Origin of the sequence: Lysobacter sp. 1R34A, from assembly GCF_051217035.1 — a bacterium.
Classification (GTDB): Bacteria; Pseudomonadota; Gammaproteobacteria; order Xanthomonadales; family Xanthomonadaceae; genus Lysobacter.
In genome coordinates this window covers 61393-86714 of sequence record NZ_JBPKJP010000003.1, presented here as the reverse complement: position 1 = coordinate 86714, position 25322 = coordinate 61393, and the positions used below count along the sequence as shown (strand labels likewise).

General features: G+C 68.0%; 27 protein-coding genes. 12 read left to right on the top strand and 15 right to left on the bottom strand.

The genetic code is table 11. The features are described 5' to 3' along the window. Positions 1-289: 289 nt before the first annotated feature. The 3 genes from ACSAMQ_RS02255 (at position 290) to ACSAMQ_RS02245 (ending at position 3278) form a co-directional block, all read left to right on the top strand. Positions 290-1150, top strand: a complete 861-nt coding sequence (locus ACSAMQ_RS02255; protein ID WP_435394088.1) for an AraC family transcriptional regulator — start codon at positions 290-292, stop codon at positions 1148-1150. 129 nt (positions 1151-1279) lie between these two features. Next, on the top strand, positions 1280-2410 hold the full coding sequence (locus ACSAMQ_RS02250) for a carboxylate-amine ligase (RefSeq protein ID WP_435394087.1): 1131 nt from the start codon (positions 1280-1282) through the stop codon (positions 2408-2410). Positions 2411-2447: 37 nt separating this feature from the next. Continuing rightward, positions 2448-3278, top strand: coding sequence for a gamma-glutamyl-gamma-aminobutyrate hydrolase family protein (locus ACSAMQ_RS02245; protein WP_435394086.1), 831 nt, complete (start codon positions 2448-2450; stop codon positions 3276-3278). Between the two features lie 55 nt (positions 3279-3333). On the opposite strand, the gene ACSAMQ_RS02240 is transcribed toward ACSAMQ_RS02245, so the two are convergent. Both ACSAMQ_RS02240 and ACSAMQ_RS02235 read right to left on the bottom strand, forming a co-directional pair. Then, entirely contained in the window at positions 3334-3678 is a 345-nt protein-coding gene (locus ACSAMQ_RS02240; protein WP_435394085.1) for a RidA family protein, read from the bottom strand. A gap of 152 nt (positions 3679-3830) precedes the next feature. Then, entirely contained in the window at positions 3831-4472 is a 642-nt protein-coding gene (locus ACSAMQ_RS02235) for a hypothetical protein (protein ID WP_435394084.1), read from the bottom strand. 482 nt (positions 4473-4954) lie between these two features. Here ACSAMQ_RS02235 and ACSAMQ_RS02230 point away from each other — a divergent pair, with 482 nt between their 5' ends. Next, positions 4955-5935: a chitinase gene (locus ACSAMQ_RS02230; RefSeq protein WP_435394083.1), complete on the top strand. Its 981-nt coding sequence runs from the start codon at positions 4955-4957 to the stop codon at positions 5933-5935. A 119-nt stretch (positions 5936-6054) separates the two neighbouring features. On the opposite strand, the gene ACSAMQ_RS02225 is transcribed toward ACSAMQ_RS02230, so the two are convergent. Then, on the bottom strand, positions 6055-7620 hold the full coding sequence (locus tag ACSAMQ_RS02225) for a PhoPQ-activated pathogenicity-related family protein (RefSeq protein WP_435394082.1): 1566 nt from the start codon (positions 7618-7620) through the stop codon (positions 6055-6057). 95 nt (positions 7621-7715) lie between these two features. After that, a complete protein-coding gene (locus ACSAMQ_RS02220) occupies positions 7716-8153 on the bottom strand; it encodes a hypothetical protein (RefSeq protein WP_435394081.1) in 438 nt (145 codons plus the stop codon). A 353-nt stretch (positions 8154-8506) separates the two neighbouring features. Here ACSAMQ_RS02220 and ACSAMQ_RS02215 point away from each other — a divergent pair, with 353 nt between their 5' ends. Beyond that, positions 8507-9640, top strand: coding sequence for a linear amide C-N hydrolase (locus ACSAMQ_RS02215; protein WP_435394080.1), 1134 nt, complete (start codon positions 8507-8509; stop codon positions 9638-9640). A 132-nt stretch (positions 9641-9772) separates the two neighbouring features. Continuing rightward, on the top strand, positions 9773-11137 hold the full coding sequence (locus ACSAMQ_RS02210; protein WP_435394079.1) for a S41 family peptidase: 1365 nt from the start codon (positions 9773-9775) through the stop codon (positions 11135-11137). A gap of 224 nt (positions 11138-11361) precedes the next feature. Here ACSAMQ_RS02210 and ACSAMQ_RS02205 read toward each other — a convergent pair whose 3' ends face one another. The 4 genes from ACSAMQ_RS02205 to ACSAMQ_RS02190 form a co-directional block, all read right to left on the bottom strand. Continuing rightward, positions 11362-12693, bottom strand: a complete 1332-nt coding sequence (locus tag ACSAMQ_RS02205; protein ID WP_435394078.1) for a hypothetical protein — start codon at positions 12691-12693, stop codon at positions 11362-11364. A 517-nt stretch (positions 12694-13210) separates the two neighbouring features. Beyond that, positions 13211-13519: a PAAR domain-containing protein gene (locus tag ACSAMQ_RS02200; protein ID WP_435394077.1), complete on the bottom strand. Its 309-nt coding sequence runs from the start codon at positions 13517-13519 to the stop codon at positions 13211-13213. Between the two features lie 161 nt (positions 13520-13680). Further along, positions 13681-14295 (bottom strand): hypothetical protein, encoded by a 615-nt coding sequence (locus ACSAMQ_RS02195; RefSeq protein WP_435394076.1) that lies wholly within the window; start codon positions 14293-14295, stop codon positions 13681-13683. A gap of 144 nt (positions 14296-14439) precedes the next feature. Further along, entirely contained in the window at positions 14440-15582 is a 1143-nt protein-coding gene (locus ACSAMQ_RS02190) for an alpha/beta fold hydrolase (protein ID WP_435394075.1), read from the bottom strand. 163 nt (positions 15583-15745) lie between these two features. On the opposite strand from ACSAMQ_RS02190, the gene ACSAMQ_RS02185 reads away from it, so the two are divergent. The 3 genes from ACSAMQ_RS02185 to ACSAMQ_RS02175 all read left to right on the top strand — a co-directional run bounded on the left by ACSAMQ_RS02185 (position 15746) and on the right by ACSAMQ_RS02175 (position 17568). Continuing rightward, the gene (locus ACSAMQ_RS02185; RefSeq protein WP_435394074.1) at positions 15746-16039 is read left to right on the top strand and encodes a cyclic-phosphate processing receiver domain-containing protein; all 294 of its coding nucleotides are present in this window, start codon (positions 15746-15748) and stop codon (positions 16037-16039) included. 219 nt (positions 16040-16258) lie between these two features. Continuing rightward, entirely contained in the window at positions 16259-17122 is an 864-nt protein-coding gene (locus ACSAMQ_RS02180; RefSeq protein ID WP_435394073.1) for a DUF1684 domain-containing protein, read from the top strand. Between the two features lie 149 nt (positions 17123-17271). Beyond that, positions 17272-17568 carry a hypothetical protein gene (locus tag ACSAMQ_RS02175; protein ID WP_435394072.1) on the top strand — a complete coding sequence of 99 codons (297 nt, stop codon included), beginning with the start codon at positions 17272-17274 and terminating at the stop codon, positions 17566-17568. Between the two features lie 73 nt (positions 17569-17641). Here ACSAMQ_RS02175 and ACSAMQ_RS02170 read toward each other — a convergent pair whose 3' ends face one another. Further along, complete coding sequence (locus ACSAMQ_RS02170) at positions 17642-18070, bottom strand: VOC family protein (protein WP_435394071.1); 429 nt, start codon at positions 18068-18070, stop codon at positions 17642-17644. Positions 18071-18137: 67 nt separating this feature from the next. Between ACSAMQ_RS02170 and ACSAMQ_RS02165 the strand changes: the two genes are divergently transcribed. After that, positions 18138-18770 (top strand): TetR/AcrR family transcriptional regulator, encoded by a 633-nt coding sequence (locus ACSAMQ_RS02165; RefSeq protein WP_435394070.1) that lies wholly within the window; start codon positions 18138-18140, stop codon positions 18768-18770. Here ACSAMQ_RS02165 and ACSAMQ_RS02160 read toward each other — a convergent pair. From ACSAMQ_RS02160 to ACSAMQ_RS02135, 6 genes are all read right to left on the bottom strand, one after another. Continuing rightward, a complete protein-coding gene (locus ACSAMQ_RS02160; protein WP_435394069.1) occupies positions 18767-19657 on the bottom strand; it encodes a LysR family transcriptional regulator in 891 nt (296 codons plus the stop codon). The genes ACSAMQ_RS02165 and ACSAMQ_RS02160 overlap by 4 nt on opposite strands. A 110-nt stretch (positions 19658-19767) precedes the next feature. Continuing rightward, on the bottom strand, positions 19768-20559 hold the full coding sequence (locus tag ACSAMQ_RS02155) for a DUF1570 domain-containing protein (protein WP_435394068.1): 792 nt from the start codon (positions 20557-20559) through the stop codon (positions 19768-19770). A 218-nt stretch (positions 20560-20777) separates the two neighbouring features. Further along, positions 20778-21272 carry a hypothetical protein gene (locus tag ACSAMQ_RS02150; protein ID WP_435394067.1) on the bottom strand — a complete coding sequence of 165 codons (495 nt, stop codon included), beginning with the start codon at positions 21270-21272 and terminating at the stop codon, positions 20778-20780. Between the two features lie 154 nt (positions 21273-21426). Beyond that, a complete protein-coding gene (locus ACSAMQ_RS02145) occupies positions 21427-21966 on the bottom strand; it encodes a hypothetical protein (protein WP_435394066.1) in 540 nt (179 codons plus the stop codon). 252 nt (positions 21967-22218) lie between these two features. Beyond that, a complete protein-coding gene (locus tag ACSAMQ_RS02140) occupies positions 22219-22509 on the bottom strand; it encodes a putative hemolysin (protein ID WP_435394065.1) in 291 nt (96 codons plus the stop codon). Between the two features lie 125 nt (positions 22510-22634). Beyond that, a complete protein-coding gene (locus tag ACSAMQ_RS02135; RefSeq protein ID WP_435394064.1) occupies positions 22635-23576 on the bottom strand; it encodes a lipase family protein in 942 nt (313 codons plus the stop codon). Positions 23577-24210: 634 nt separating this feature from the next. Between ACSAMQ_RS02135 and ACSAMQ_RS02130 the strand changes: the two genes are divergently transcribed. Beyond that, the gene (locus ACSAMQ_RS02130) at positions 24211-24687 is read left to right on the top strand and encodes a YybH family protein (RefSeq protein ID WP_435394063.1); all 477 of its coding nucleotides are present in this window, start codon (positions 24211-24213) and stop codon (positions 24685-24687) included. A 187-nt stretch (positions 24688-24874) separates the two neighbouring features. Next, positions 24875-25075 carry a hypothetical protein gene (locus tag ACSAMQ_RS02125; protein WP_435394062.1) on the top strand — a complete coding sequence of 67 codons (201 nt, stop codon included), beginning with the start codon at positions 24875-24877 and terminating at the stop codon, positions 25073-25075. Positions 25076-25322: the final 247 nt, after the last annotated feature.

Sequence of the window (25322 nt, the reverse complement as noted above, 5' to 3'; positions counted from 1 at the left end):
CCGGTGCGGAGGTCATGCCCACGCGGACTTTCCCCGGCAACCATCAAAGGCGCGCGAGCTTCGCCGTGGCCGGCCACCGCACGCACGCCAATTACGGCCTGGCTGGCCACTCCCTTCGCCGCATGGCAATGTCCTGCGCCAGCGATGCGCAACCGCACCGCAGGCGGCGCCTCGCCACCTTGCCCGTCGCGCCCACCGCTGCCGCGAGCTCGGCGCTTCCGGCAAATCCGCAACCTGGATCAAGTCCGCCGGCCCACACTGGCGCAGCACGACGCCACCGGAGCCCCGCTTGAACCGCAGCAGCACCTTCGACCACTACAGCGCCCGCATCGAGAAGGTCGTCGCCTTCATGTCGAGCCGGCTCGACCAGCCGCTGACGCTGGCGCAGCTCGCCGAAGCCGGGCATTTCTCGCCGTTCCATTTCCACCGGGTCTATCACGGCCTGATGGGCGAGACCATTGCCAGCACCCAGCGCCGGCTGCGCCTGCATCGCGCCGCCAACGATCTGCTGACCAGCGAACACAGCATCGGCCAGATCGCCAGCCGCGCCGGCTACGGCAGCGTGGCCGCATTCACCCGCGCATTCGGCGCCACCTACGCCTGTGCGCCGGCGGCGTTCCGCAAGCGTCGTGCCGCCCTGCCCGCGTTGTCGCGCGCAGCCTTCGACCCGACCCTGGAGAGCCTGATGTACAGCGCCGAAATCGCCACCCTCGCCCCGATCCGCACCGTCGCCCTGCCGCACACCGGCGATTACCAGACCATCGGCGACACCTTCAACGCCTTGTACGCCTGGGCCGGCCCGCGCGGGCTGATGCATCAGGACACGCGTTACCTCGGTATCTATTACGACAGCCCGGCCGACACCCCGCAGGAGCAATTGCGTTCGGACGCCTGCCTGACCGCGCCCGGCGGCATCGAACTCGGCGAAGGCATGCGCTGGGTCGAGATCGCCGGCGGTCGCCATGCCGTGGTCGTGCACACCGGCCCCTACAACGAGTTGCACCGCGCCTACGACTGGCTGTTCTGCCAATGGTTGCCGGCGAGCTTCGAGGAAGCCGGCGACGCGCCGGTGTACGAGGAATACCTCAACGACCCCTCGAGCCTGCCGCCGGCCGAATGGAAGACCGCGATCTGCCTGCCCTTGAAGTAAGCCCGCGCACGTAGTCCCGACACAGGCGGCCGCGCGCCGGCCGCCTGTCTTCAACTCGCGCTTACATCCGGGGCGCTACCTTGGGCGCATGACGACATCGATCCGGTCGCAGTCGCGGAATGATCCGCGATGAGCGCGCAGTGCGATTACAGTTTCGGCATCGAGGAAGAATTCTTCCTGGTCCGCCCGGAATCCCGATTGCTGGCCTCGCAGGTGCCGCCGCGGTTGTGGAAGCGGGCCCGCGCCGAGTTCGGCGAATCGATCGAAAGCGAACTGCTGCAGGCGCAGATCGAGATCGCCTCGCCGATCCTGTGCGACATCGGCCAGGCCCGGCGCCAACTCGGCGAGCTGCGCCGCGGTCTGTCGGCACTGGCCCACGAACACGGTCTCGCCCTGCTCGCCGCCGGCACTCATCCGTTGGGACTTTGGCGCGAACAGACCGAAACCGACAAGCCGCGCTACCGGCAACTGGTCGAGGACTTCCAGATCGTCGCCCGGCGCAGCCTGGTCTGCGGCCTGCACGTGCACGTGCAACTGCCCGACGATGTCGACCGGGTCCAGGTGATGAATCGGGCGATGCCGTGGCTGCCGCTGTTGCTGGCGCTGTCGACCTCGTCGCCGTTCTGGGACCGCCTGCGCACCGGCCTGATGAGTTACCGCCAGGCGATGTACGACGAGTGGCCGCGCACCGGCATTCCGGATTTCTTCGAAAGCGAGGCCGACTACGACGCCTTCGCCGCGGTGCTGGTGCGCGCCGGCGCGATCGCCGATGCGAGTTCGCTGTGGTGGGCGATCCGGCCCTCGCCGAACTATCCGACCGTCGAGTTGCGCATCGCCGATGCCTGCACCCGCCTGGACGACAGCCTGGCGATCGCGGCCCTGTACCGCTGCCTGATGCGCCATCTGGTCATGCATCCGGCACAGGCGCCGGCCTGCAACGCCGGCGTGCGCCGGATCATCGACGAGAACCGCTGGCGCGCCAAGCGCTTCGGCCTGCAAGCCGAGTTCATCGACGAACGCGGCAACACCGAACCGGCCCTGGCCCAGTTGCAACGCCTGCGCGAGCTGTGCCGCGAGGACGCGCAGGCGCTGGACTGCGTCGAGGCCCTGGCCTCGATCGACGACATCCTGGCGCGCGGCACCAGCGCGCATGCGCAGCTGGCGCTGTACCGCCAGCAACGCGACGGCGGCGCCAGCCGCACGGCGGCGCTGAAGGCGGTGGTCGACTGGCTGCTGCACACTACCGTACCCGCTGCCTGAGGCTGCGACGATGCCCGCCCACGACCGAGAACCCGCCATGCCCGCGCCCGCCCGCAAACTGCTGATCGGCCTGTCGCCGCGGCTGATGCGCAACCTGCCGCCGTCGTACGGTTTCCGCAACAAGACCCTGCAATACCTCGAACAATCGATGGCGCACTGGGTCATGTCGAGCGGTGCGCTGGTGGTGATGATCCCGACCGTCGACGCGCTCGGCGAGGTGCAGGCCACCGACTTGTCGGTGCGCGATTACGCCCGTTCGCTCGACGGCCTGATCCTGCAGGGCGGCGCCGACATCGACCCGCAGGCCTATGGCGAGCGTCCCAGCGAAATGCTGATGACGACCGATCCGGAGCGCGACCGCTTCGAGTTGAACCTGCTGCGCGCCTTCATTGAGGCCGGCAAACCGGTGCTCGGCATCTGCCGCGGCATGCAGTTGATCAACGTCGCCCACGGCGGCAACCTGTACCAGGACCTGGTCGACGGCGGCGCCACCCGCAGCCAGCACTACATTCCGGCGCGCTACGACGAGCACGCGCACTCGCTGCGGATCCGCGAAGGCGGCTGGTTCGCCGAGCTGTACCCGCAGGCGCGAGCGCAGGCCCAGGTCAATTCGATCCACCACCAGGGCATCAAGAGCCTCGGCGAGGGCCTGGAAGTGGAAGCTTGGTCGGAAGACGGCATTCCCGAATGCATCCGCAGCGCCGGCAGCGGCTTCGTGGTCGGCGTGCAATGGCACCCGGAATTCCACGACCAGCGTTTTCCCGACCTGTTGCCGGGACGGCCCCTGCTGATGGCTTTCATGGAAGCGGCGCGCAAACGCGAGCAGGCCGAAGCAGGTGCGGCCGGCGCAGGGCCGGGCGCCCCCTGATTCGAATGGCGACCGCGCCGCGCGATGGCGGCGAGGGTCGCGAGCGAGCCGCCGCTTACAGCGCGGCGGTCACCACGATTTCGACGCGGAATTTCGGATTGGCCAGCGGCGCCTGCACGGTCGCGCGCGGCGGCGTGTGCCCGGGCGCGACCCAGCGGTCCCACACTGCGTTCATGCCGGCGAAATCCTCCATGTCGGCCAGGAAGATCTGCGCCATCAGTATGCGGGTCTTGTCGGTACCGGCGCGCGCGAGCAAGGCATCGATCGAAGCCAGGGTTTCGCTGGTCTGCCCGGCGATGTCGAGGTCCTCGCTGTCGGGCACCTGTCCGGCCAGGTAGGCGACGCCGTTATGGATCGCCATTTCCGACAAACGCGCGCCGACGTCGAATCGCTGGATCATGCATCACCTCCCGTGGGTAAGGCGGCCATTGTCGGTCAAAGCGGCGCCGCGAACACGCACGCCGTCTCACTCCGGCGGCCGGCTCGAAACCACGGCCCGGCGGATGATCGGCGCCGACCGGCCAGGAGCGCCGTCGCGCGCGACTAGGCGGTTTACAGCTCCGGCGTGCTGGCCTCGATGATGCGCTGGCTTTCCTCGCGCTCGCCGCTGCGGTCCGGGCCGCTGAGGGCGGCGTCGGCATTCGCGCGATGCTGGGCGCGCACGTCCGGCGGCAGCACGTCGATCTGCCGGTGCGCCTGCGCCACCGCGCGTTCGCCGGGCTTGAGCTGGCAGTTGCGACTGAGGATTTCCAGTTCGTCGCCGGTCTGGGCCGCGCCGCTCTGCAGATTGACCACCACGCCGAGGGTGTCGCCCATCGGCTCGAGCCGGGTGCAGATCGCATCGATGGTGCCGTAGCTGCGCTGGCCGTTGCGGTCGACGATGGCCAACAGGTTTTCGTCGTCGACCCACACCGCCGAACGCACGCCGGCCACGCTCTTGGCCGCGATGCGCGCATTCTCGCGATCGATCCGGCGGGCCGGGTCGACCAGGCGGATCGCGCGGCGCAGGTCGCGATCGAGCGCCTCGACGTTCTGGTGCAGGGCGACCTGGTCGCCGGCGATCGCCTGGCCGCGCATCTTCGCCAAGCGTTCGGCGGTTGCGTTGCGGTCGATCGGCACGCCGGCGCGCGCGGGTTTCTGCGCCGCTTCGCGCTCGGCCTGGCCGTCGCAGGCGCTCAGCGCCGTCGTCAACATCGCCGCGCAGAGAACTGCGGCAACCGCGCGAACTGCATTTGCGCCACGTTTCATCGCATCACCTCGTGCAGTGAGGACGGCCCGTATCGATCGGCCGGGCCTTGGCCGCCCCGACCGCTTTATACCCCGCGACGGCCCGGAACGGTTGCCGCATCGCAACGCAAGTGGGACCGCGGTCGCGCCTCGGCCGCTCGCGCACGAGCGCCGGCCGGGCCTGGCCGCGTTTCGCGACCGCGTCCCGGATTCGCCGGCGACCGCACCGTTACAGTCGGTCGCAGGTCGCTCGCGACCGTCGCCACCCGCACGCGGCCTTGACCGGCCCCTGCCTGACCCGGGAACGGCCGGCTATCGCACCGGCCGCAGCGACGGCGCCCGACCGAGGCAGCGCCCATAACCATAAGCAAGCCGCATCCAACGCCTCGCATCCGGATCGACCGCGTGCGTACCCCGGGGGGACCGAGAGTCCACAACCGAGGATACGTATGAACGCACCCCACCCGACCGTGCCCCACCCGACCGCGATTCGCGGCAAGCCCCACCGCAGCGCCTGGGCCGTCGCCGCCCTGCTCTGCGCCCACAGCGTTTTCGCCGCACCGCAGGCAGCGCCACAGGACCTGTCCGCCGCAAGGAGCGAAATTGCGCAGGCCGGGCCCAGCGCCGCCTGCAGCTATGTCGACTGGAGCCGCGGCATCAACTACCCGCTCGGCACCGTCGTGAAATATCTGCCCGACGGCCGGTACTACAAGCTGGTCAACGTCGGCAGCAACGGCAGCGACGGCACCGACCCGACCATCAGCACCTGGTACTGGCAGCCGACCAGTTGCGACGACACCAGCCCGCCGGGCGGCGGCGGCTTCATCGTCACCCAGGCCCAGTTCAACCAGATGTTCCCGAACCGCAATCCCTTCTACACCTATGCCGGCCTGGTCGCGGCGATCAAGTCGTATCCGAATTTCGCCCACGAAGGCGGCGACACCATCGCCCGCCAGGAAGCCGCGGCCTTCCTCGCCAACGTCAACCAGGAAACCGGCGGGCTGGTGCACATCCGAGAACTCAACCAGGCCAACTGGAACCATTACTGCGCGCCGGCCGGCACCTGCGGCAACAAGCAGTACTACGGCCGCGGGCCGATCCAGCTCAGTTGGAACTACAACTACGCCGCCGCCGGCAACGCGCTCGGCCTGGACCTGCTAAACAACCCGGACCTGGTCGCGACCAATGCCGCGATCGCCTGGCAGACCGCGCTGTGGTACTGGATGACCCAGCGCGGCGGCGCCAGCAACACACCGCACCAGGCGATGGTCAATCTGCGCGCGTTCGGCGAGACCATCCGCGCGATCAACGGCGGCATCGAATGCAACGCCAGCGGCGTGGGCCACCAGCAGATGCTCAACCGCGGCGCCTACTACCGCAATTTCGCCGCGATCCTCGGCGTGCCGCCGGGCAACAACCTCACCTGTTGATCGCCGCCGCGTCCTGATCGATGCCGGGTCCGGCCGCCGCTGACGCGCGCGGCCGGACCTTGCGGCGCCGGAAGAACCGCGCTTGCGAGACGCCATCGACGCGGCGCAGCAGTGCGGCGCTATTGCGGCACCATCGAACACGCGCCGCTGCCGTTCGGCGGCGGTCGCTGCGGAAAGGTCGTTTCCGGATACACGTGCACCGGCGTGGTGGCGACGAAGCCGTCGGCGAAGGCGAATTCGACGAAGGCCGCCGACCAGCCCGACGCGGGCTGGATCAAAACGGCGTCGGCGCCGTTGCGCGTCGGGGTCAACGGCGATTCGCGATAACGGATGCCGCAGGCGTAGCGGAAATCGCGGCCGTTCGGATTGTCGGCGACCCACAGCCTGGCGCTGACCGGCCGCTCAGAGGTCCGCGCGCTGAGCCGCAACTGGCCGCCGCGCCGGGCCAGACGCGCACGCACGCTCGGCAGGGATTCGTTGCGCCCCCAGCGTTGCAGGGCCGGGATCAGGGTTTCGCGCATGTGCCGGCGCACGCCGCCGTGATCGGCGTTCGGCGCCGCGCGCAGGCTGGTGGCGCCGGGGAGATCGTCGAGATACAGGCGCTGCGCGTCGGGCGGAAAGAAATCGTCGCCGCTGGCGCTGACCAGGTACTTCGGGATGCGCAGGCGCTGGCGATGCCGGGTGCGCAGATAGGCGTAAGGGTCCTCGATCTTCATCAGGTCGTCGAACCCGGGCTGCCGGTAGCGCGTGGTGATGCCTTCCTGGTGATAGGGCTGCAAGGCGATCGGCCAGCCGCCGCCGTAGCTGCGATTGATGTGTTCGATCAGGGCCTCGATGCGCATGTCGATGACATAGGACACGATCGCCTCCACGCGCGGGTCGCCGATCGCGGTCAGCCATGCGGCCCAGGCGCGCTTGGAGGCGCCGGTGACGACGAACGAACGCACCCGCCAACCACGCAGTTCGCGTTCTGCCAGGTCCATCGCCTTGACCGCGCTTTCGGCCATCGGCAGGTGCAGCGGCAAGGTCGTGTCGGCGGCCGGCTCGTCGAGGAAGCGGCGCCAGGTCGCGGCGACCAGCACGTCCTCTTTCTTCGCGACCGTCTCTGCGGGCAGGGTCAGGTACTGGTTCGGCACGTCCGACACCGAGACCACGATGGTGTGGGTGCTGCGCGCGACTTCGAGCGCCAGGGCTTCGTCGAAATCGCTCGGCGGCCGCACCGGGTCGTTGCCGTTGGCGCGGTTGCTGCCGTTGTTGATCGCCAGCAGGGCCGACTTCGGCCGCGCCACCTCGGGAATATAGATATCGACCCGATGCGTCCATTCCGGCGGGACGGCGCCGCCGCTTTCGGGCCAGCGCTGCGACGCCAGGCGAAAGCTGCGTTTCTCCACGCCTTCCAGCGGCGTGTTGCCGAGGCTTTCGTAGCGCAGCGGCACGCGCGCTTGCCGCTGCCGATAATCCGGCCAGACTTCGCTGTAATCGATGCGCTGGCCGGCGCCGTGCGACGCCGCTGCCGGGTCCGCTGTTGAGTCCGCGGCGACGGCGGTCGTGCCCGCTGAGAGCAGTATCGCCGCCAGACACCAGCCGAGCAGCCCTACCGTCGCCCGTCGAACGCCAAGAACAGTGGCACGACCCGTGGTTCGGTCCGTGATTCGATCTGTCGCTCGATCCGTCGCTCGGTTCATCGCATACAGCCCTCGCCTGCCGTCTCGGCGCCCAGCCTAAACGCAAACCCGGGCCGGACCTGTGCGGCAGCGCAGAGATCGGCCGACCGCGCGGCTCAGAGGCTGCGCCAGGCGCCGACCAATCCGACCAGGTGGACCAGGCCGATCGCGAAGCAGATCGCCGAGCTCCAGTACCAGAACGGGGTCGCCGGCTGCGGCACCGAGGCCACCGCCATCGGCACGACCGCGAGCCCGCGCAGCAGATACACCGCGGTGATCGCGCACAGCGCCGGCCTGGCCCAGGGCCACGGCGCGACCAGGCCCGAGCCCGACAACGCATAACCGCTCCAGATCGCCAGCACCAGCGCGATGCAGGCGGTAAGCACGGCCGGATACGAGCGGCCGGCCTCGGCCATGCGCGCCATGGCTTCGCCGGCGCCGAAGAAGCGGTACCAGGCCCCGCCGCCGAAGATCACCGCGACATGGGCCAAGGCCGCCAGCGCGTTGAGGAGCGCGGCGAACAACAACCAGGGTTGCGAGAGCTGCGAGCTCATGCGGCCTCGGGCCTGGCGGGACGGACGAGAAAGACGGCGCGGTTCGGCATGCCGCGATCGTGCACGGCGCTAAAACCGTACGCGAGTGCCGAAAGCAACGGTTGCGCCCGCCGCGGGCGCGATCGCCGCCGAGCGGCCCCGCCGGGATGGGCACGATGCGACCGGACGACGAGCGGTCGCCGGCCTGCAGCCGCGACCGTCGATTCTGCGCGGCTTGTCGCAACCGCGGGCCTCATCGCGAAGTACAAGAGCCGCACGAAGGCCGCCGGCCTTCGCCTGCGAAGGTCGCGACGGTCGGGCGACCCATGCGATCCGATCATCCATCCGCTCAGCTCATGGCCAAGGAGATCACCATGTGCACCAATTTCCTGCTCGGCGTTCCGGCCGTCCCGGCCTCCAGCAATACCGTGCAATACCTCTCCGCGCGCTGCATGGAACTCACCGGCACGCTGGCGAGCAACCTGTACCGCGTCCCCGCGCAACAGCAGTTCCCCCTGTTCTCCAACCGGTCGCACTCGTGGACGGGCACCTACGGTTTCGTCGGCATCGCCGACCCGCAGTCGATGCCGGAATTCGCCTGCTTCGTCGACGGCATCAACGAAGTCGGCTTGTCCTGCGCGGCGCTGTGGTTGCCGGGCACGCAATACCCGAGCGCTCACGGCGGCGCCCACGACGCCCTGGAATTCTCCGATCTCGGCGCCTGGGCGATGAGCCAGTTCTCCAGCGTCGCCGACTTGCTCCTGGCTCTGCCCAATGTCGAGATCGTCGGCCCGCCGAGCACTGCCAAGACTTACCTGCCGCTGCACTTCATAGTCACCGACTCCAGCGGCGCTAGCGTCGTCATCGAATTCATCGACGGCGCCACCAACATTTATCCGCCCGACTACGACAACGGCGCCACCAGCGACGGCGTGCTGACCAATGCGCCGCCCTACGATTGGCAGCGCACCAACCTGGCCAGCTACGACCACCTCAGGGTCGAAGGCAACGGCACCTCGACCTCGGCCAAGGCCGGCCCGCCGGTCGGCAGCGGCCTGCTCGGCCTGCCCGGCGACATCATGTCGGCCTCGCGCTTCGTCAAGGCCGCGACCTTCCGCAAGGGCTTCCACTTGCTGCCCTCCGACGGCGCCGGCTGGTTGCCGACCGCGCCCAAGGCCGGCGCCACCGACAGCAGCCAGACCGTCGTCAACGTCGCCATGCAGATGGTGCAGATGATCCAGGCCACGCCTTACGGCACGGCCCTGATCAAAGCGAAGCCGCCGTCCATCCACCCCACCGTCGGCGACTGGACGATGTGGCAGGTGGTGCGCGATCACAGCAACTTCGCCTATTACTTCAGCAGCGCCTTCAACAGCAGCCTGCAGATGGTCGACCTGACCACCGTCGATTTCGGCGGCGGCAGCGTCAAACCCAAGGAGCTCAAATCGATCCCGATCATGCCCGGGTCGAGCACCTGGTACACCGACGTCAGCAGCGGCTTCGCCTGAGCGGGGGCGGCGGCAAGCGTCGCGGGCCCGGCCTGCGACGCATCGGCGCCCGGCAGCATCCACGCAGACATGGCCCCTCGCCGTCCGCCGCAGCGCAACCCTGCGTCGCGGCGGCCTACTCCGGAGACCCTCATGCGCATCGCCCAGCGTCTGATTCATTGCCTGCTCGTTCCGCTCTCGCTGTTGTGCCTCTCGGGCACCGCCCATGCCGCCGCGGCGACGCCGCGCGACACCGTCGCCGACGTCGCCCGCAGCATCCAGGACCATTACTACGACGTCGAGCGCGCGGCGCAGATCGGCGACAGCCTGCGCCGGGCCGCGGCCCAGGGCGAGTTCGACCGCTACACCGACCCGCGCGACCTAGCCACCGCCCTGACCGAGCGCATCAAGTCCCACGACGGCCATTTCCGGGTCAATTGGCTGGCGCCCGAACAGCGAGGGCCTGCGCAGGCGGCCCGTCCGGGTTCGCGCCCGGGCCCCGGCCCGGCGCCGCGCGTGCGCATCGGAGCGGGACCGAACCTCGCCGAACCCGTGGACTACGCGCGCCGCCGCAATTACGGCGTGCATCGGGTCGAGATCCTGCCCGGCAACCTGGGCTATCTGGACCTCAAGGAGTTCGCCGACTTCCGCTTCGGCGAACCGCGCGCGCCGGCGCGCGTCGCGCTTGAGGCGGCGCTGCAATTGCTGGCCTCCACCGATGCGCTGATCATCGACCTGCGCGACAACGGCGGCGGCTCGCCGGCCTCGGTCGGTTATCTGGTCAGCGCCTTCACCCCGAAAGGCGCCGACATCTATAGCCGTTTCCGCTGGCGCGACGGCGATCGCATCGAAAGCACCTCCGAGGCACCGTCGGACTGGTACCCGACGCCGCGGCTGGACGTGCCCCTGTACCTGTTGACCAGCCCGCGCACCGCTTCGGCCGCCGAGGCCCTGGTGTATACGCTCAGGAACGTCGGCCGCGCGACGGTGATCGGCGAGACCAGCGCCGGCGCCGCCAATCCCGGGGCCGAGATCGACGCCGGCAACGGCTTCAGCGTGTTCGTCGCGACCGGTTCGCCGACCAGCCCGATCACCCATCGCAACTGGGAGGGCAGCGGCATCGCGCCCGACGTCGCCGTACCGCAACGCGAGGCCTTGCGCACAGCGCAGACGCTGGCCCTGGAAAGCCTGCTCAAGCAAGGCCTGCGTGGCGGCGATGCGGCCGATACGCGCTGGGCGCTCGATGCGGTGCGCGCCGAGTCGGCCTCCGCACCGGCCCTGGTCCACGCCGACTACACCGGCCAATACGATCGCATGCGCGTCGAAGCCGAGGCCGGCCGCCTGTATCTGCGCAACGGCAAACGCCCGCAGCAGCCGCTTGCGGCGCTGGAGCGCGACCTGTTCTACGTCGTCGGCGACCCGAGCCTGCGCGTGCGCTTCGAGCGCGACCGCGACGGCCGAGTCGCCGCACTGGAAACCCTGCGCCCGGACGGCAGCAGCAATCGCTACCGGCGCTGAGGCCGCGGCTGCGGCCCGGACGGTCGTCGCACGAACGATCTCGTCGCGAAGGATCTGCGCACCCATGACCGGCGACGCGCGGCATCGCGCCGCGCGCCGTCGTTGAACGCGGCGGATTCACAACCGCGCCGACTCCGCGTTTGTTGCCTGTGCAGAGCGTCGCAGCCCGCACCGGCGACCCCTATCATCCGCCTCCGGCCGGGCTGCCGACGCTCTGCGCCCGATCACAACTGGCGCAAGAACGCGACCAGGTCTTCCTTCTCCTGTTTCTCCAGCCGCGTCTGCAACACGACGTTGAAGAACTCCACCGTGTCCTCCAGGGTCAACAGCCGACCGTCGTGCAGGTACGGCGGCGAATCCTTGATGCCGCGCAGCGGGAAGGTCTTGATCGGCCCGTCGGCGCTGGCGAAGCGGCCGTTGATCATGTGCGGCTTGAAGAAGCGCTCGACCCGCAGGTTATGCATGCTGTTGTCGGTGTAATACGGCGGCGTGTGGCAGGCCGAACACTGCGCCTTGCCGAAGAACAGCGCCTCGCCGCGCTTCTCGGCCTCGCCGGCATCGGGCTTGAGGCGGCCGAACAGATCGAGCTTCGGCGCCGGCGGGAAATCCAGCAGCGCCTGGAACTCGCCCATCGCGTGCACCTGGTGGCCGCGATCGAGGATGTTGATGCCCTTCTTGGTCGCGATCACCGGGTCGCCGTCGAAATACGCGGCGCGCTGCTCGAACTCGGTGAAGTCCTCGACCGACTTCAAGGCCCGCTGCGAACCGAACAGACGCTGGATGTTGACGCCGCGCAAGGTCGGGGTGTCGATGCGGTGCCGGAACGGCTGCGGCCGGATGTCGCCGACCAGGTGCGTCGCCGCGACCGAATGGCCGTTGCTGTGACAGTCCAGGCAGGCGATGCCGCGGCTCGGCAAGGCCGAACGCCGGTCCTCGGTCTGATTGAACTGTTGCTGCGCGAACGGCGTCACCAGCAGGCGCAGGCCTTCGAGTTGCTTGGGGTTCAACACCCCGTTGAACAGCTCGAAGTAGTTGTTGATCGTCACCAACTGGCCCTTGGAGACATCGCCGAGGTCGGGCCGCGTGGTCAGGAAGATCGGCGCCGGAAAATCCGGCAGCAGATGATCGGGCAGGTCGAAATCCAGGTCGAAGCGGGTCAGGTCGCGCTGTTCGGCGCGCTTGATCGCATCGATGTGGAATTGCGGAAACACCATGCCGCCTTCGGCATGATTCGGATGCGGCAGCGGCAGGAACCCGGCCGGAAACAGCCCGCGCTCGCGGATCTGTTCCGGGCTCATCGCGCCGAGCTCTTCCCAGGTGGTGCCCGCCGGCAGCCGCGCGCGCACCCCGCCCTGCACCGGCTTGCCGCCCGACATGGTCACGCCGCGCACCGGCTTGTTGCCCAAATCGTAGCGTTGCTCGAGCAGGCTGCGATGGCGCTGCATCACCGCCGGCTTGTCGCGTTCCATCCGCGACTTGATCGCGGCGAAGGTTTCCTTGATCACCACCGGCATGTAGCTGCTCGGCGGATCGGCCGCCAGCGCGATGCCGGACACGCCGAGCGCGCATGCGCATAACAGCCACAGTGGCCGAAGCCGTGGAGACTTCTGCTGGCTCATGGTCTTGCTCCCTGATAGTGGAAGGCGTCGCTGCCGGCACCGCGGACACGGCGCTCCCTCCGAGGCTAGACCTCGTACGCGGGCGGGTTAAATCGTTTTATTCGATAGCTGCGATAGCCGCCGGCTATGCGCATGACGAAGCGGTGAACCCGAGATGCGCCGCATCAAAAAACCGGCGCGACGAATGTCACGGAATTCGTGCGAATCGGTATTGGGTCACGACGCAAGTGGGTTGCGACGCCGCCTCGGCATTGTGCATGTTGCAGGCGTAGGCCATGGTCGTGGCTCGCGCCGCTCCCACCCTTAGGCGGCGCAACTCAGGCCGGCCCAAGCCGCAGCCGCTCGCCTCGACGCGATGCAACCGCCCGCCAAGATTCGCGTGGCGCGGCCGAAGCCGCCGGGTCGAAGACGAGCTCGCTGTGCGGGAACTGCGGTTGCAGCGCCCTTGCGCCCTTCAATCCGTCATCGGCCCGTACGGCATCAAGCCGTAGCCGCGTTCGGATTCGACGATCGAACGTACCTGGCGCAGGGAAATCAGGATGCAGCCGCACAGGCAGAAATCGCCGTGGCGCGCGGCCGGGCGGCCCTCCACGCGATGGGTCGGATCGCCGGTCAGGATCATCGTCAGACCGTGCTCGTGGCAGTGCACTTCGTCGCCGACGCGCGCCCAACTGAAGCCGCCGGGGCGGTCCGGCGCCGAACCGGTCAGTACCGTGCCGCCACAGCTGGTCGTGTCGCCGACCATTATCCAATGCCGAACCATCGCCCACCTCCGCTCTCGACTCCGTCAGACCTCAGCCAAGGAAACGGCGTAACGATCGCGGCGTGAATCGCCGCGCGACCGCTGGTCACCCGTTGCCGGACACAGGTCATGTCGAACGGTGTTGCCCAGGATCCGCAGGAGCATTCGAACGGCGCCTACCCTCACCGTTCCGGCTGCGCGGTCGACAGAGCGATGGCCGAACCGGTGAACGGCAGCACCAGGTCGTAGACCGGCACGGCGGGCGGCGTCGCCGGAAAAGCGATCGGCGTGGTCGCGGCGGTGCCGAACTGGGTGACGCCGCCGAGGATGTTGCCGAAGTCGTAGCGGCGGCCGCCGAACTCGAACGGCGCGCTGTCGATCAGGCGCGCGCTGAACACGTTGTTGGCGAACACCGAGGTCGAGGTCGCGCCGATCTGCGCCGCCAGGGTGGTGCCGACCACCAGCCCGGTGCGGCGGAAGGTAGCGATGCGTTCGCCCTGCGCGAACGACTCGGGCCGGTCGAAATCGCCGGCCGGTTCGCGCTGCAGATACACCGAGAATTCGCCGGCCGGGTCCAGCCCCAGGGTCAGCGCGCCGTTGTCGACGTCCGGAGCGACGAACGGCCGCGCGGCGAAGGTGAAATACGCGGTGGTTTCGCCGACCGCGCCGCAGAACAGCGCGCCCTCGATGCCGGACAGGTGCAGGAAATACCCGTAATCGGCCAGGGAACCGGCGGGCGTGCGATAGAAACGTCCGGTGACGTACCAGGCGAGTTCGGCGGACAGCAAAGGCGACATGGGCGGGCTCGGCGGCGTGGGGGCGGCGAGGCCCCGAAGCGGAAGGGCACGCCGCCTTGGCGGCGTATCCTCCAGGTAACGCCGCCAGGCCGGATCAGGAGGACAACCGGCCGCCCGCCAATGTCCGGAACCGTGCGCGAGCGCTCATTCGGGCGCGGCATCTCCGGCCCGCTCGGCGATCGGGCGGGCATAGCGCACCAGCGAGACCAGGGTCTTGCCCGGCTCCTCGGTGAACATGACGTGCGCGGACCGCTCGAACCAGACCAGTTGCTTGGACGGCGCCTGCAGGCGCCCGAACCATTCGGCCGCGAGTTCGGAGGAGACGTTGTAATCGTCGCGGCCGTTGAACAGGATCACCGGGCAGTCCAGTCGCACGACCGAGCTGTAGTCGCGCTGCAGCGCCTCGGTCAGCAAACGCTTTTCCGAGAACTCGTTGCCCTCCCAGATGCGCGCGACCTCGGCATCGCTGTATTCCGGCGCCAGCGCGACCGCGGCCGAGACCGTGTCGTAGCCCTGCAGGCCGCGCAGGGCGCCGCCGTAATGCCCGAGCCATTTGCGCTGCACGTACAGGTCCTTGAGCGCGAGCGGCCGGCCGGGCTGCGCATAGCCCTCGATCGCGGCGAGTTCGCGCAGCGCTTCGGCATTGCCGTCGCGCCGGGCGCGCTCGAGCGCGAACTTCAGGCCGCGGCGCTCGCTTTCCGGCGAGTTGGTGACCTGCCCCAGGCCGATGTAGGCATGCAGCCACTGCGGCCGGCGCTGGGCGACTTCCAGGCCGAGCACGCTGCCCCAGGAATGGCCGAGCAGGAAGATCTTGTCCTTGCCGAACTCCTTGCGCAGCCAGGCCACCATCTCCTCGGTGTCCTCGACCAGGCGCTCGCGCGTCATCGTCGGTTCGAGCTTGGCCGGATCGTTGAGCAGATAGGTCTTGCCGGCGCCGCGCTGGTCCCACTGCACGACCGTGAAATAGTCCTCCCAGCCGCGCTGGAAGTACCAGCTGTACGGCATTTCCACGAAGCCCGGCCCGCCGTGCAGCATCAACAGCACCGGATTGCGCTTGTCGACGCCGCGGATCGTCACCCATTGCTCGATCCCGCCGATCTTCACCGCCTCGCTGCGCTCCACGCCTTCCGGGGTGACGATCCGGCGCAGATCGGCGATCAATCGGGTCGCCTCGGCGCGACTGGCCGGCTTCGCCGCCGGTTGCGCTGCGGCATTGGGGGCGGCGATCACGGCCAGGGCGGCCGCGACGATCCAGGTCTTCGCTTGTTTGTGCCAATCGCTAAGCATTTCGGAGGTCTCCACGGTGATTTCGCCGCACTGCGGCAAGCGCGCGCAATTCGCGCGGCCGGCGCAAGGGATACGGTGGAGCCGGGTGCGGTTGCAGTGGCAAAACGTTTCCGGCAACGCGGCGCCGTGGCAGCATGGCCGCTGACTTCCAAGGCCCGCCACGATGCGTACGTACCTCGACGACGAGCGCGTCACCCCGGAAGGACGGGGGCCCGTGTTCTGGCCCGACGAGGCCACCGCCCTGATCGAAACCGGCGAAGTCGCCGAGATCAGCCTCGATCACGACCTCGGCGACGACGCGCGCGGCACTGGCTACGACGTGATCGTCTGGATAGAAGAAGCGGCGGTCACCCGCGGATTCCGGCCGCCGGCGATCGGCGTGCACGCCGCAAATCCGTCCGCACGCCTGCGCATGGAGGCCGGCATCCGCGCGATCGGGCGCGCCAGCCAGGCTTGAACCGACATCGCGTCTCCGTCCCGCCTCGCGACGGCCGGGGCCTGTCCAGTACGGGATGAGCCCCCGTCCATCCAACATCGCCGGCCGTGCGCGCACCGCCCTTGTCGATTCGCGCCCTCCCCGTTCGTCGAATCATCAAGATGGCGCAACACACGGCCACTTTGCCGCGTTAGCCTGCGCTGTCCCCAACCGCCCGTTCACGCTCCCCAGGACCCCGCCATGCGCTCTTTGCTCTGCTCGATCCTGTTGCTCGGCCTGCCTGCCCTCGCGATCGCCGATCCGCGCAAGGACTGGGACGATTTCCGCGCCGGGATCACCCAGTACGCCAGCGGGCCGACCGGCATGTACGCGATCCAGGACGTCGCCGTGGTCGATCCCGGCGAGGCCGTGCACCTCGCAGCGGCGCGCGCGCCCGCCGACATCCGCTGGGCCGAACAGGCCGGCGGCAAGGACCGGGTCAGCGTCTCCTACGAAAACGGCCGCGCCCTGCTGCGCGGTCCCGGGTTCGCCGAGGTCGACCTGCTGAAGGCCAAGGACCAGCAGCAGACCCTGGCGAACGGACTGATCGTGCGCGGCACCGTCTACGAAAAATCGATCAAGGCCTGGCTGTACAACCCGAAACTGCCGGCCCAGCGCTTCAAGAGCCTGAGCTTCTTCCCCTACGACCCCAAGGGCGTTGTCGCGGCGACCTTCACGCGCAAGAGCGCGCCGGTCGGAGTGAGCCATCTGGACTCGCGCAACCACACCGGCCTGATGTACTGGGTCGGCGATGTCGAGCTGCCGCTGCACGGCAAGACTTACAAGCTGCGCGCCTTCAACAAGGAAAAGGACTGGACGAAGATCAACCACGTCCTGCTGTTCTTCACCGACAAGACCTCGAAGAAGACCACCTACGGCGGCGGCCGCTCGCTGGAGACGCACTTCCCGGCCGGCCAACCGCCGTCCGCGATGACGCTCAACTTGAACATGCTCTACAGCTTCCTGTGCGCGCACTCGGAGTACTACAACTGCCCGATCAACCTCACCACTTTCGTCGATACCGAGCTGAAGTACGGCGAGATGTATCCGCCGCAGCTGAAGTGAGTGCGCGTCCTGCAGCTTCGTAACGGCCGCGGTCGCGCATACGCGTGGCCTGGTGTCGACGCGTAAGTCCGACGAACGGCTATGCTTGCCGTCCATATCCGATCCGGCGAAAGCGAGCCCTGCGTCCCCTCTCGATGGAGGGGGCTCTCATGCGGGTTTCCAGTGTCGCCATGCAACCGCTCATGCAGACATCGAGACGCCGACCCCGCCTGATCAGGCGAATCCTCCTGGCCCTGTCCGGCGCGGTACTGACCGCGCTCGGTGCGAGCGCGATCCTCGCCCACGTGTTGGGCAATCGGCCGATGCTGCTGACGCAATCGGCCAGCCATACCTATTGGCAGGTCGTGCCCACGCCGGGGCCGTATGCACTGCCCATGGGCATCGCCCTGGCGGCGGTTGGGGTCGCGCTGCTGATCGCAGCGTGGAGGGGGCGCCGAAGCCGCTAGGCCGTCTCCGCTGCGATCTCAGCCGGTGGAAGCCGTATTCCGCGGCTCAGCCTCGATCGCATCGCTCGCACGATCACGCCGTCGGCAAGGCGCTCGCCTGGTACTGCTCGGCGAACTCGGCGCTCGGCGGAATCGGCTTGATGATGTCGATCAGCACGCCGTTGGGATCGCGGGTGATGAAGTGGCGTTGGCCGAACGCTTCGTCGCGCAGGCTCAACAGGATCGGCAGGCCGGCGTCCTGCAACCGGGCATGGACCGCGTCGACATCCTCGACTTCGAAATTCAGCAGCAAGCCGCCGACCCGGCCGCGTCCGGACTCGGGGATGGTCTCGTGGCGCCCGTCCAGCACGGCCAGATTGATCGACGGGTCCTGCGCCGACTGCAGATGCACGTACCAATCGGCCTCGAACAGGGGCGCGAAGCCGAAATGCGCCTGGTAAAACGCGGCGGTACCGGCGACGTCGTCGGTCATGATGACGGGGTAATAGCTGGTGACTTTCATCTTGTCGGCCTCCTGAAATCGACATACAGTCTGTATGCAATTTCAAATTAACATACAGGCTGTATGTATGCAACAAACCCATCCGCCCCGATCGCCCCGTTCCAACCGCGAACGCACCGAAGCGACCCGACATGCCCTGCTGGAGGCCGCGCGGGCGCTGTTCGTCAGTAAGGGCTACGGCGACACCTCGACGCCGGAGGTGTCGGTCGCGGCCGGCATCACCCGCGGCGCGCTTTATCACCACTTCACCGACAAGCGCGACCTGTTCCGGCACGTGCTGCAACGCGAGGCCGAGGCGGTTCGCAACGACATCGTCGCTTCGGCGCCGGCCGGGCTGAGCGCGCGCGAGGCGCTGATCGCCGGCAGCGAGGCTTATCTGCGGGCCATGGCCGTGCCGGGCCGCACCCGCCTGCTGTTGCTGGAAGGTCCGGCCGTGCTCGGCCTGGCCGAGATCGCGGCGATCGACGAGTCCAACGCGGCCGAGACCCTGCATGCCGGTCTCGCCGCCGCAGTCGGCGGCGGCGAAGTCTCGATCGACGCCCTGTCCAAGCTGCTGTCGGCCGCCTTCGATCGCGCCGCGCTGGAGATCGACGCCGGCGGCGACCCCGAGGCGGTCAAGGCGGCGATGCTGTGGCTATTGCAGCGAGTGCTGGGCAAGAACGACGAAAACACGGCGCGCAAGCGCAAGTCGGAAAGCTAGCGGGTATCGCCGGTCTGCTGGGCGCACTCGCCTTCCAGCCAGGCCGCGAAGGCGGTGGCTCCGGCGCTGGCCGGCTTCAGGGCGAGCCGGGTCAGCCAATAACCGCCGGCGTCGAGCATCGGCTCGAACGGCTGCAGCAACCGGCCTTCGGCGAGTTCGCGCGCGAACATCGCCGGCGGCGCCAGGGCAATGCCGAGCCCCTGCAAGGCGCATTGCACCATCGTCAGCGAGGAATCGAAGATCGGGCCGTTGACCGGCCCCTTCGGTACGACCCGCGCCGCTTCGAACCACAGGCGCCAATCGTCGACGAAGTAGGAACGCAGCAGCGGAAAACGCGACAGCTCGGCCGGGCCGCGCAATTGCGCGGCGAGGCTCGGCGTGCACAAGGGCGCCAGCGGCGCGGGCATCAGGAAGCGGCTTTCCATGCCCGGCCAGTTGCCGCGGCCGTAGCGGATGGCGTAATCCAGGCCCTCGCCGGCCGGGTCGACGCGGTTGTTGTGGGTGCTCACGCGCACGTCGACCGCGGCATGGCGATGCGTGAAATCGGCCAGGCGCGGCAACAGCCAACCGCTGGCGAAGGTGCCGACCGCGCCGACATGCACGACTTCACGCGCCAGGCCGTCGCCGACCCGGTCGAGCGCACCGTCGATGCGATCGAAGGCTTCCTGCAGCACCGGCAGCAATGCCAGGCCTTCATCGGTGAGGGCGAGCCCGCGCGGCAAGCGCCGGAACAGTTCCACGCCCAACTGCGCTTCGAGCTGCCGGACCTGCTGGCTGACCGCGGCCTGGGTGACGTTGAGCTCTTCGGCGGCGCGGGTCAGGCTCAGCGCACGCGCCGCCGCCTCGAACACTTTCAGCGAACCGAGATTGATCCGGGTATGGGCCATCGCGGCTCCGTATGAGTAAGAACAGGGCGTTGCGGCTGGCGAGTCGGGTGCGGGCGGCGAGTCGAGCCCCACTGCGGAGTGTAGCAACCGCACGCGACGGCTTCGGAACGCTACCCGCGCGCGGGCACGAACCAAGCTTCGTCCTGCGCCGGCGCAGCGGCTTCGGCCTGTTTGTCGCGCAGATAACCGTACCACTCCTCCTGCACATGCTCGATCGGACCGATCCGGCGTTCGAACGCTTCCGGCGAACCGCCGTCGCGGATCAGGGCCCGATAGCCTTGCGCGTATTGGCCGCCGCGGTAGTGGAACAGGAAATGGCTCAGGCTCCAGTACTCGACGTAATAAAGATTGAGGTAACGGCCGATCTCAGGGCCGGTATCGGCGAGCAAGTCGCGCAAAGGGATCCAGCGCCGCTGCTCGATGTCGCGCCGAAGATCGCCGCTCAGCCGAGTCCGGCTCAGCCACCAGATCGGATAAGCCGTCGGGTCGACGGTGCCGGGACGCAAGCGGCCGTCGTCGATCCGGCTCGCACCGAAATAGGTCGCGAGCCCCTCGTTCATCCAGCGCCGGTTCTTGAAGCCGGCGACCTCGTGGTTCAACTGGTGGGTCGCCTCGTGGACCATCCAGTGATACGGGTTCTGCCCGCTGCCCGCGTAATAAGCGTGGCAGATCGGCGCCCGGTAATAGGCCTCGGCCCAGGGCAGGCTGCGGTTGTGGGCGACGAACTCGCTGCGGTTGCGATACAGGCGCAGTTGCAGGCGGCCCGGCTTGGGTTCGGCGCCGAGCGTGTTGGCGAAGAAGTCGCTGTAGGCGCGATGCAAGCTTTCCACCGCGGCACCGATCGCCTGGGTCTGTTCCGGCGTTGCCGTGGTCGCTATCGCGTAGTGCTCGGTCTCGAACACCTCGACTGGGGCCGGCTCGGTCGACCCTCTCTGCTGGGCCGCGGGGTTCTTGCCGGTTCCGCCACGCTCGGTCGGCGCCTCATCGCCCGCTCCATTGCAGGCCGTGCAGAGCGCAAGCAATGCCGCAAGCGCGCAGCGCTTCGCGCCATGCCCGATCGCCCCGGGCAAGCCCTCGGGACGCGCTTGCAGGACCAGCGATGGCGGCATACGGCGGCGGCTCATGGCAACCGCGCCGAACGCAGCTCGTGCTTGCGGCACAGTTGCTCGGGCTCCAATCGGCGATAGCTCTGGCCGAACCACAACCAACCCGACCTCAGTTCGCTGACCGAGAGGACTCGGGCATCGTGCAGACTGAAAAGCACGTTGACGTGTGGGTTGACCGACAGTCGCTCATGCTTTACGCCCGGTGCATAGAAGTCGACCGAGATGTAATACGGAAGGCTGCTTTGTTCGTGATACCAGGAACCGCTCAGTTCGATGTCTTCGCGGCGCCGCGAAGCGATCAACTTGGCGATGCAGTTCGGCAGCCTGATGCCGTGCGGGCCGATCCTGAGCGCGACGAGCGGCGGCTGGTTCCGGGGAAACCGCAGATCGAGAGCGATCGGGCCGAACCGCGGCGGAACCCCCACGACGCTGCCGTCGGAGCGCAGATGCAGCACACGGTCGACATGCGCCTGCACCGCCATCGGCATCAGCGCGAATGCCGCCAGCATCCATCCGAACCGGCTCATGGCGCCCCGGCGCAGGAACGGCGCAAGGCGCGAGCATGACGATTCCGGTCCCAAGTCCAAACGCCGCCGCGCGCCTTGCCGCGGTCGCAGCTTGCGCAGCTCCTACTCTGGGCTTGCGGCCGGATCGGAACAGCCGTCAAGACGACACTTTCGTCAACTTGCCGCCGCTCCAACGGTACCGCCGCTCATAGCGGCCCGGGGCCGGGCAATGCGTGGTGGCTTGTCTACCCCTTTCGGTCGAGAACGAGCGCTTGCAGATCGGCGAATCCTGCTCGACCTGGAAGACGACCTCGATGATTCCCTTCGAGACGCGTATGGCGCGGACATCGCCGGGAATCTGCTCGGCGCCGGCCTGCCGATAGCCGGTTCGGGCCGCGGCGAGCACGTCCGGTTCCACGCGCTTGCCGGCCTCGGCCGGTTCGTTCGCGGCCGCGGCAAGGAGCACCAATTCGTTGGGGCAATCGAAATGGGCGCCGACGCAGCGCGCGGTCGCCAGGAACAGGATTTCTTCGGCGCCGTCGCCGTCCAGGTCGGTCGCGCTGGCGCGACTGGCGAAACGTTCTTCGACGATATCGTCGGTCGAAAACAAAGCCAGATGCGCTTGGACAGCTGCGTCGAGGCGCGCCTTCTCGAGCGCGTGACCCGCAGGCGGCGCCATCAGCAGGACGGCCGCCACGCACAGCAGACGGGTTGCATTCGTACGGAACATCGGGCGCTCTCCCTGGGCCGGTGCGGACGATCCTTCGCCGCTACGATAGCGCGCCGCCGCATCCGATCCAATCGGCTTGCGGTCGGTAACCGTGCGACGCCGTGTTCCGCGTCCGACCGGTCGACCCGCTTGGATAGGGATCGTCCGGGCGTCCGCGCCCGGGCCGGCTCCCATGCCGGTGCCGGCCGGCGCGGGCTCACCGATGCCGACCGGTCGTGCCTACTCGGTCGGCGTCACGCATTTCTTGTCGCGAAACAACGCCCACTCCTCGCAGACCTTGCCGTCGGGCAAGGTGCATACGCCGAACTGTCCGCCGTCCTTGCCGGTGCGGATCTCCAGCGTGCCGCCGAGATCCTTGCAATGCACCGAGGCCGGGTTCGGCATGCCGATCTTGGGCGGAGTCCGGTCCGTGGCCGCGGTATCGGCCGCTGGGTTTTCCGACGGCATGGCGCAGGCGGCCAACGCCATAACGGCGGTCAGCAACAGGGTGAAACGAGGCAGGTTGCGCATGGCGAGGGCCTTCGGGAACGGGGGTTCACTATACCCGGCGCCCGACAAGGCCCGGTCAAGACGCCAAGTGCGGTCGAGGCTGCCGATGGACCCGGCGGGCGCGCTGCCCGCCGGTTGGCGAGCGCTCAGGCCGCCGCGCGCAGCGAGCGCTCGAAACGCATGTGTTCGCCGATCTTGTCGACCCAACTCACGTCGCCGCCGGCCGGCGGCAGCTGGCTCAGCATCGTCCACGTGGGTTCGACGAAATCGGGAAACTCGCCGACCCATTGCTGCGGTTGCGCCGGCAGGGCATGGCTCAGCACCGTGGTCAGGTTGACCACCGAATGCCGCGACAGCTCGTGCGGAAACCACTCGCCCTTGACGTAGAAAGCGGTCTGGAACGCCGAACCCACCGCATGGAAGCCCAGATCGCTCGGCGGCAAGGTGGGCACGTAGTCCCAGTAGTTGTAGACGCGGATGCTGTTCGCCGGCGGAATCGTGGCGTTGTAGGCGGTCTGCCAGTCGCTGGTGCCGACCATCGGGCTGGCGAAGTTGATATTGGTCGCGCTCATCGGCTGGCTGATCGCCAGGTCGAGCGAGAACAACTGGCTCAGCGCGGCGCCCAGGCTGTGCCCGGTGACGTAGAGCTGGCTCGGCTGGTAGTTGGCCAGCAGGGCGAACAACTGCTGCCGCATCGACTGGCTCATCGCGCCGCCCTTGTCGTCGTAGATGCTGTAGAAGCCGGAGGCGACGTGCGGCGTGGGCGCGACCGTACCGCTGCTCGGCACGAATTCGGTGGTGAGGAAACGTATGTCCTCGTAGATGTCCATGTCCGAGTCGGTGCCGCGAAACGCGAAGATCATAGTTCCGGGATCGGCGATGGCCTGGAACACCAGTCCGTACTTCTCTTCCGACCCGTCGACCAGGAACGCGTCCCAGCCGGTCCAGGCGTCGATCTGCTGGTAGCCGTCGGGCGACTGGAACGGCTGGTTCTGGTAATAGTCGTAAGCGGCCCTGGAAGCGACCGCAAGCGCGATCGTGAGCGTTGCGTCGAGCGCCGGCTGGGCGGATGCGTCGGTGGCAGTCATCGGAGTTCCTCTCGGTAGGCAATGCGAGCGGTCGAGCGCACCGCTCTCGCCACCACAGCACGCAATGGGGCCCGAGGACCGGCCAAGATGTCGCCGCTACCCTCGCCGTGGCGAGAAGCCGGCCATTCGAATCGTGACGGACCTCAAGATTTCAAGATGGCGGTCTGCCATGCGGCGCGGCCTCAGCGGCGCGAGCGCCGGCCTTATCGCGGGTTGTGGTGCGGTCGATTTCTCGATCACGAGCAGCCCCCTGCCCCAAATAAAGGGTAAGTGCTCCTCGGATGGCGAGTCCTGGCAAAGGGTGCGAGCAGTTCCCAGCCGGCAGCACGGAAACCTATGCCGATGCCGCCTGAAACCGCGTCCGCTTCGCAGAAGGGGCAAGCCTCCCGCATAGCCGGACGCAGACAAGGATCTGCAACGCGGGGTGTGCAGTTGCTGTCACGACCGACTTCGCGATCGAGAACAGACCTTCCTCATGCACCACAGACAGACGAACTCTCCGTCGCCCGCTCGCCACGCGACAGAACGCATCACGCATTGAGCAACTTGGGCAGATCCATTCGCGATCCGGGTACATCCTCGCTCGGAGGCCTTCGATAACGTTCAGTCTCCAACCACACCGCAAGGACCGAACATGAAAACTCGTACTTCGATGGCCGCTTTCGGCATGACGCTCGCGTTGTCCGGTTTGACTCCGCTCGCCGCAGCGGCGCAGGACCCGATGGCCGCGCAGCATCGCCAATGCGAACGCGAGTTCGAACGCACTTCCGAAGCGCTCGGCGATGCCTTCGCCCGGCGCGACCTCAATCGCTTCATGGCCGGTTTCGCCGAAGATGCAGTCCAGGTCAACAGCCTCGGCCAGGTGCTCAACGGCAAGCCGGCGATCACCGCCTTCTATCGTGCGGTGATGGCGAACGAGTACGTGTTCAAGCGCACCCTGCTGGCGCAGACCATCAGCCAGTGCTCCAGCGCCGTGGTCGTGGACCGCATCGAGTTCACCGTCCCCTCGGCCGGCATCACCCTGCACGCGATCGATGTGGCCAACTGGGCGCGGGTGCGCGGCCAATGGCGATTGAGCGCCGACACCACCACGCCGATCGCTAACCCGTAACGAAGTCGGCAGGCACCGGCGGGGCCGGCCGCATGAGGGATGAGGCCGGCATGGCGGCGCGCTGCGGTGCGACTCGGTTACGGACCCGGCTCACACCCCGGGGCTTGGGCGACTCGTCGTCGCAGGCATTGCGATGCCGGAGAGGTATCCAGGCATTCGGGAATGCCACGGGATCGCAGAAGCCGCCATGTACGTGTACTACGTCAATCGCAACGCACAGCCGAACGGGGACCACGAGGTGCATCGCTCCGACTGCCCGTTCGTGCCTTTCAACAGACAGGAGCTGGGGTATCACCTGCACTGCCAGTCGGCGGTGGTCGCCGCCAAGCGCCACTTCGCCCAGAGCAACGGCTGCTATTGGTGCTCCAAGCCCTGCCACAGCGCTTGAATGCAAGGCCCGCCAACGGCGGGCCTTTCTTTATCGGGGTGCCTGCCCGCCGAATGGCGGGCCTTTCTTTATCGGGGTGCCTGCCCGCCGAATGGCGCGACTTTCTTTATCGGGGCGCCTGCCCGCCGAATGGCGGGCCTGTTTTATTGGGCGCCTGCCCGCCGAGTGACAGGCCTTTCTTTACACAGTGCGCCTGCATCGCAGAGTGACTCAGCGCCGTGATGGGCACCCGATGCACCCATCGCTC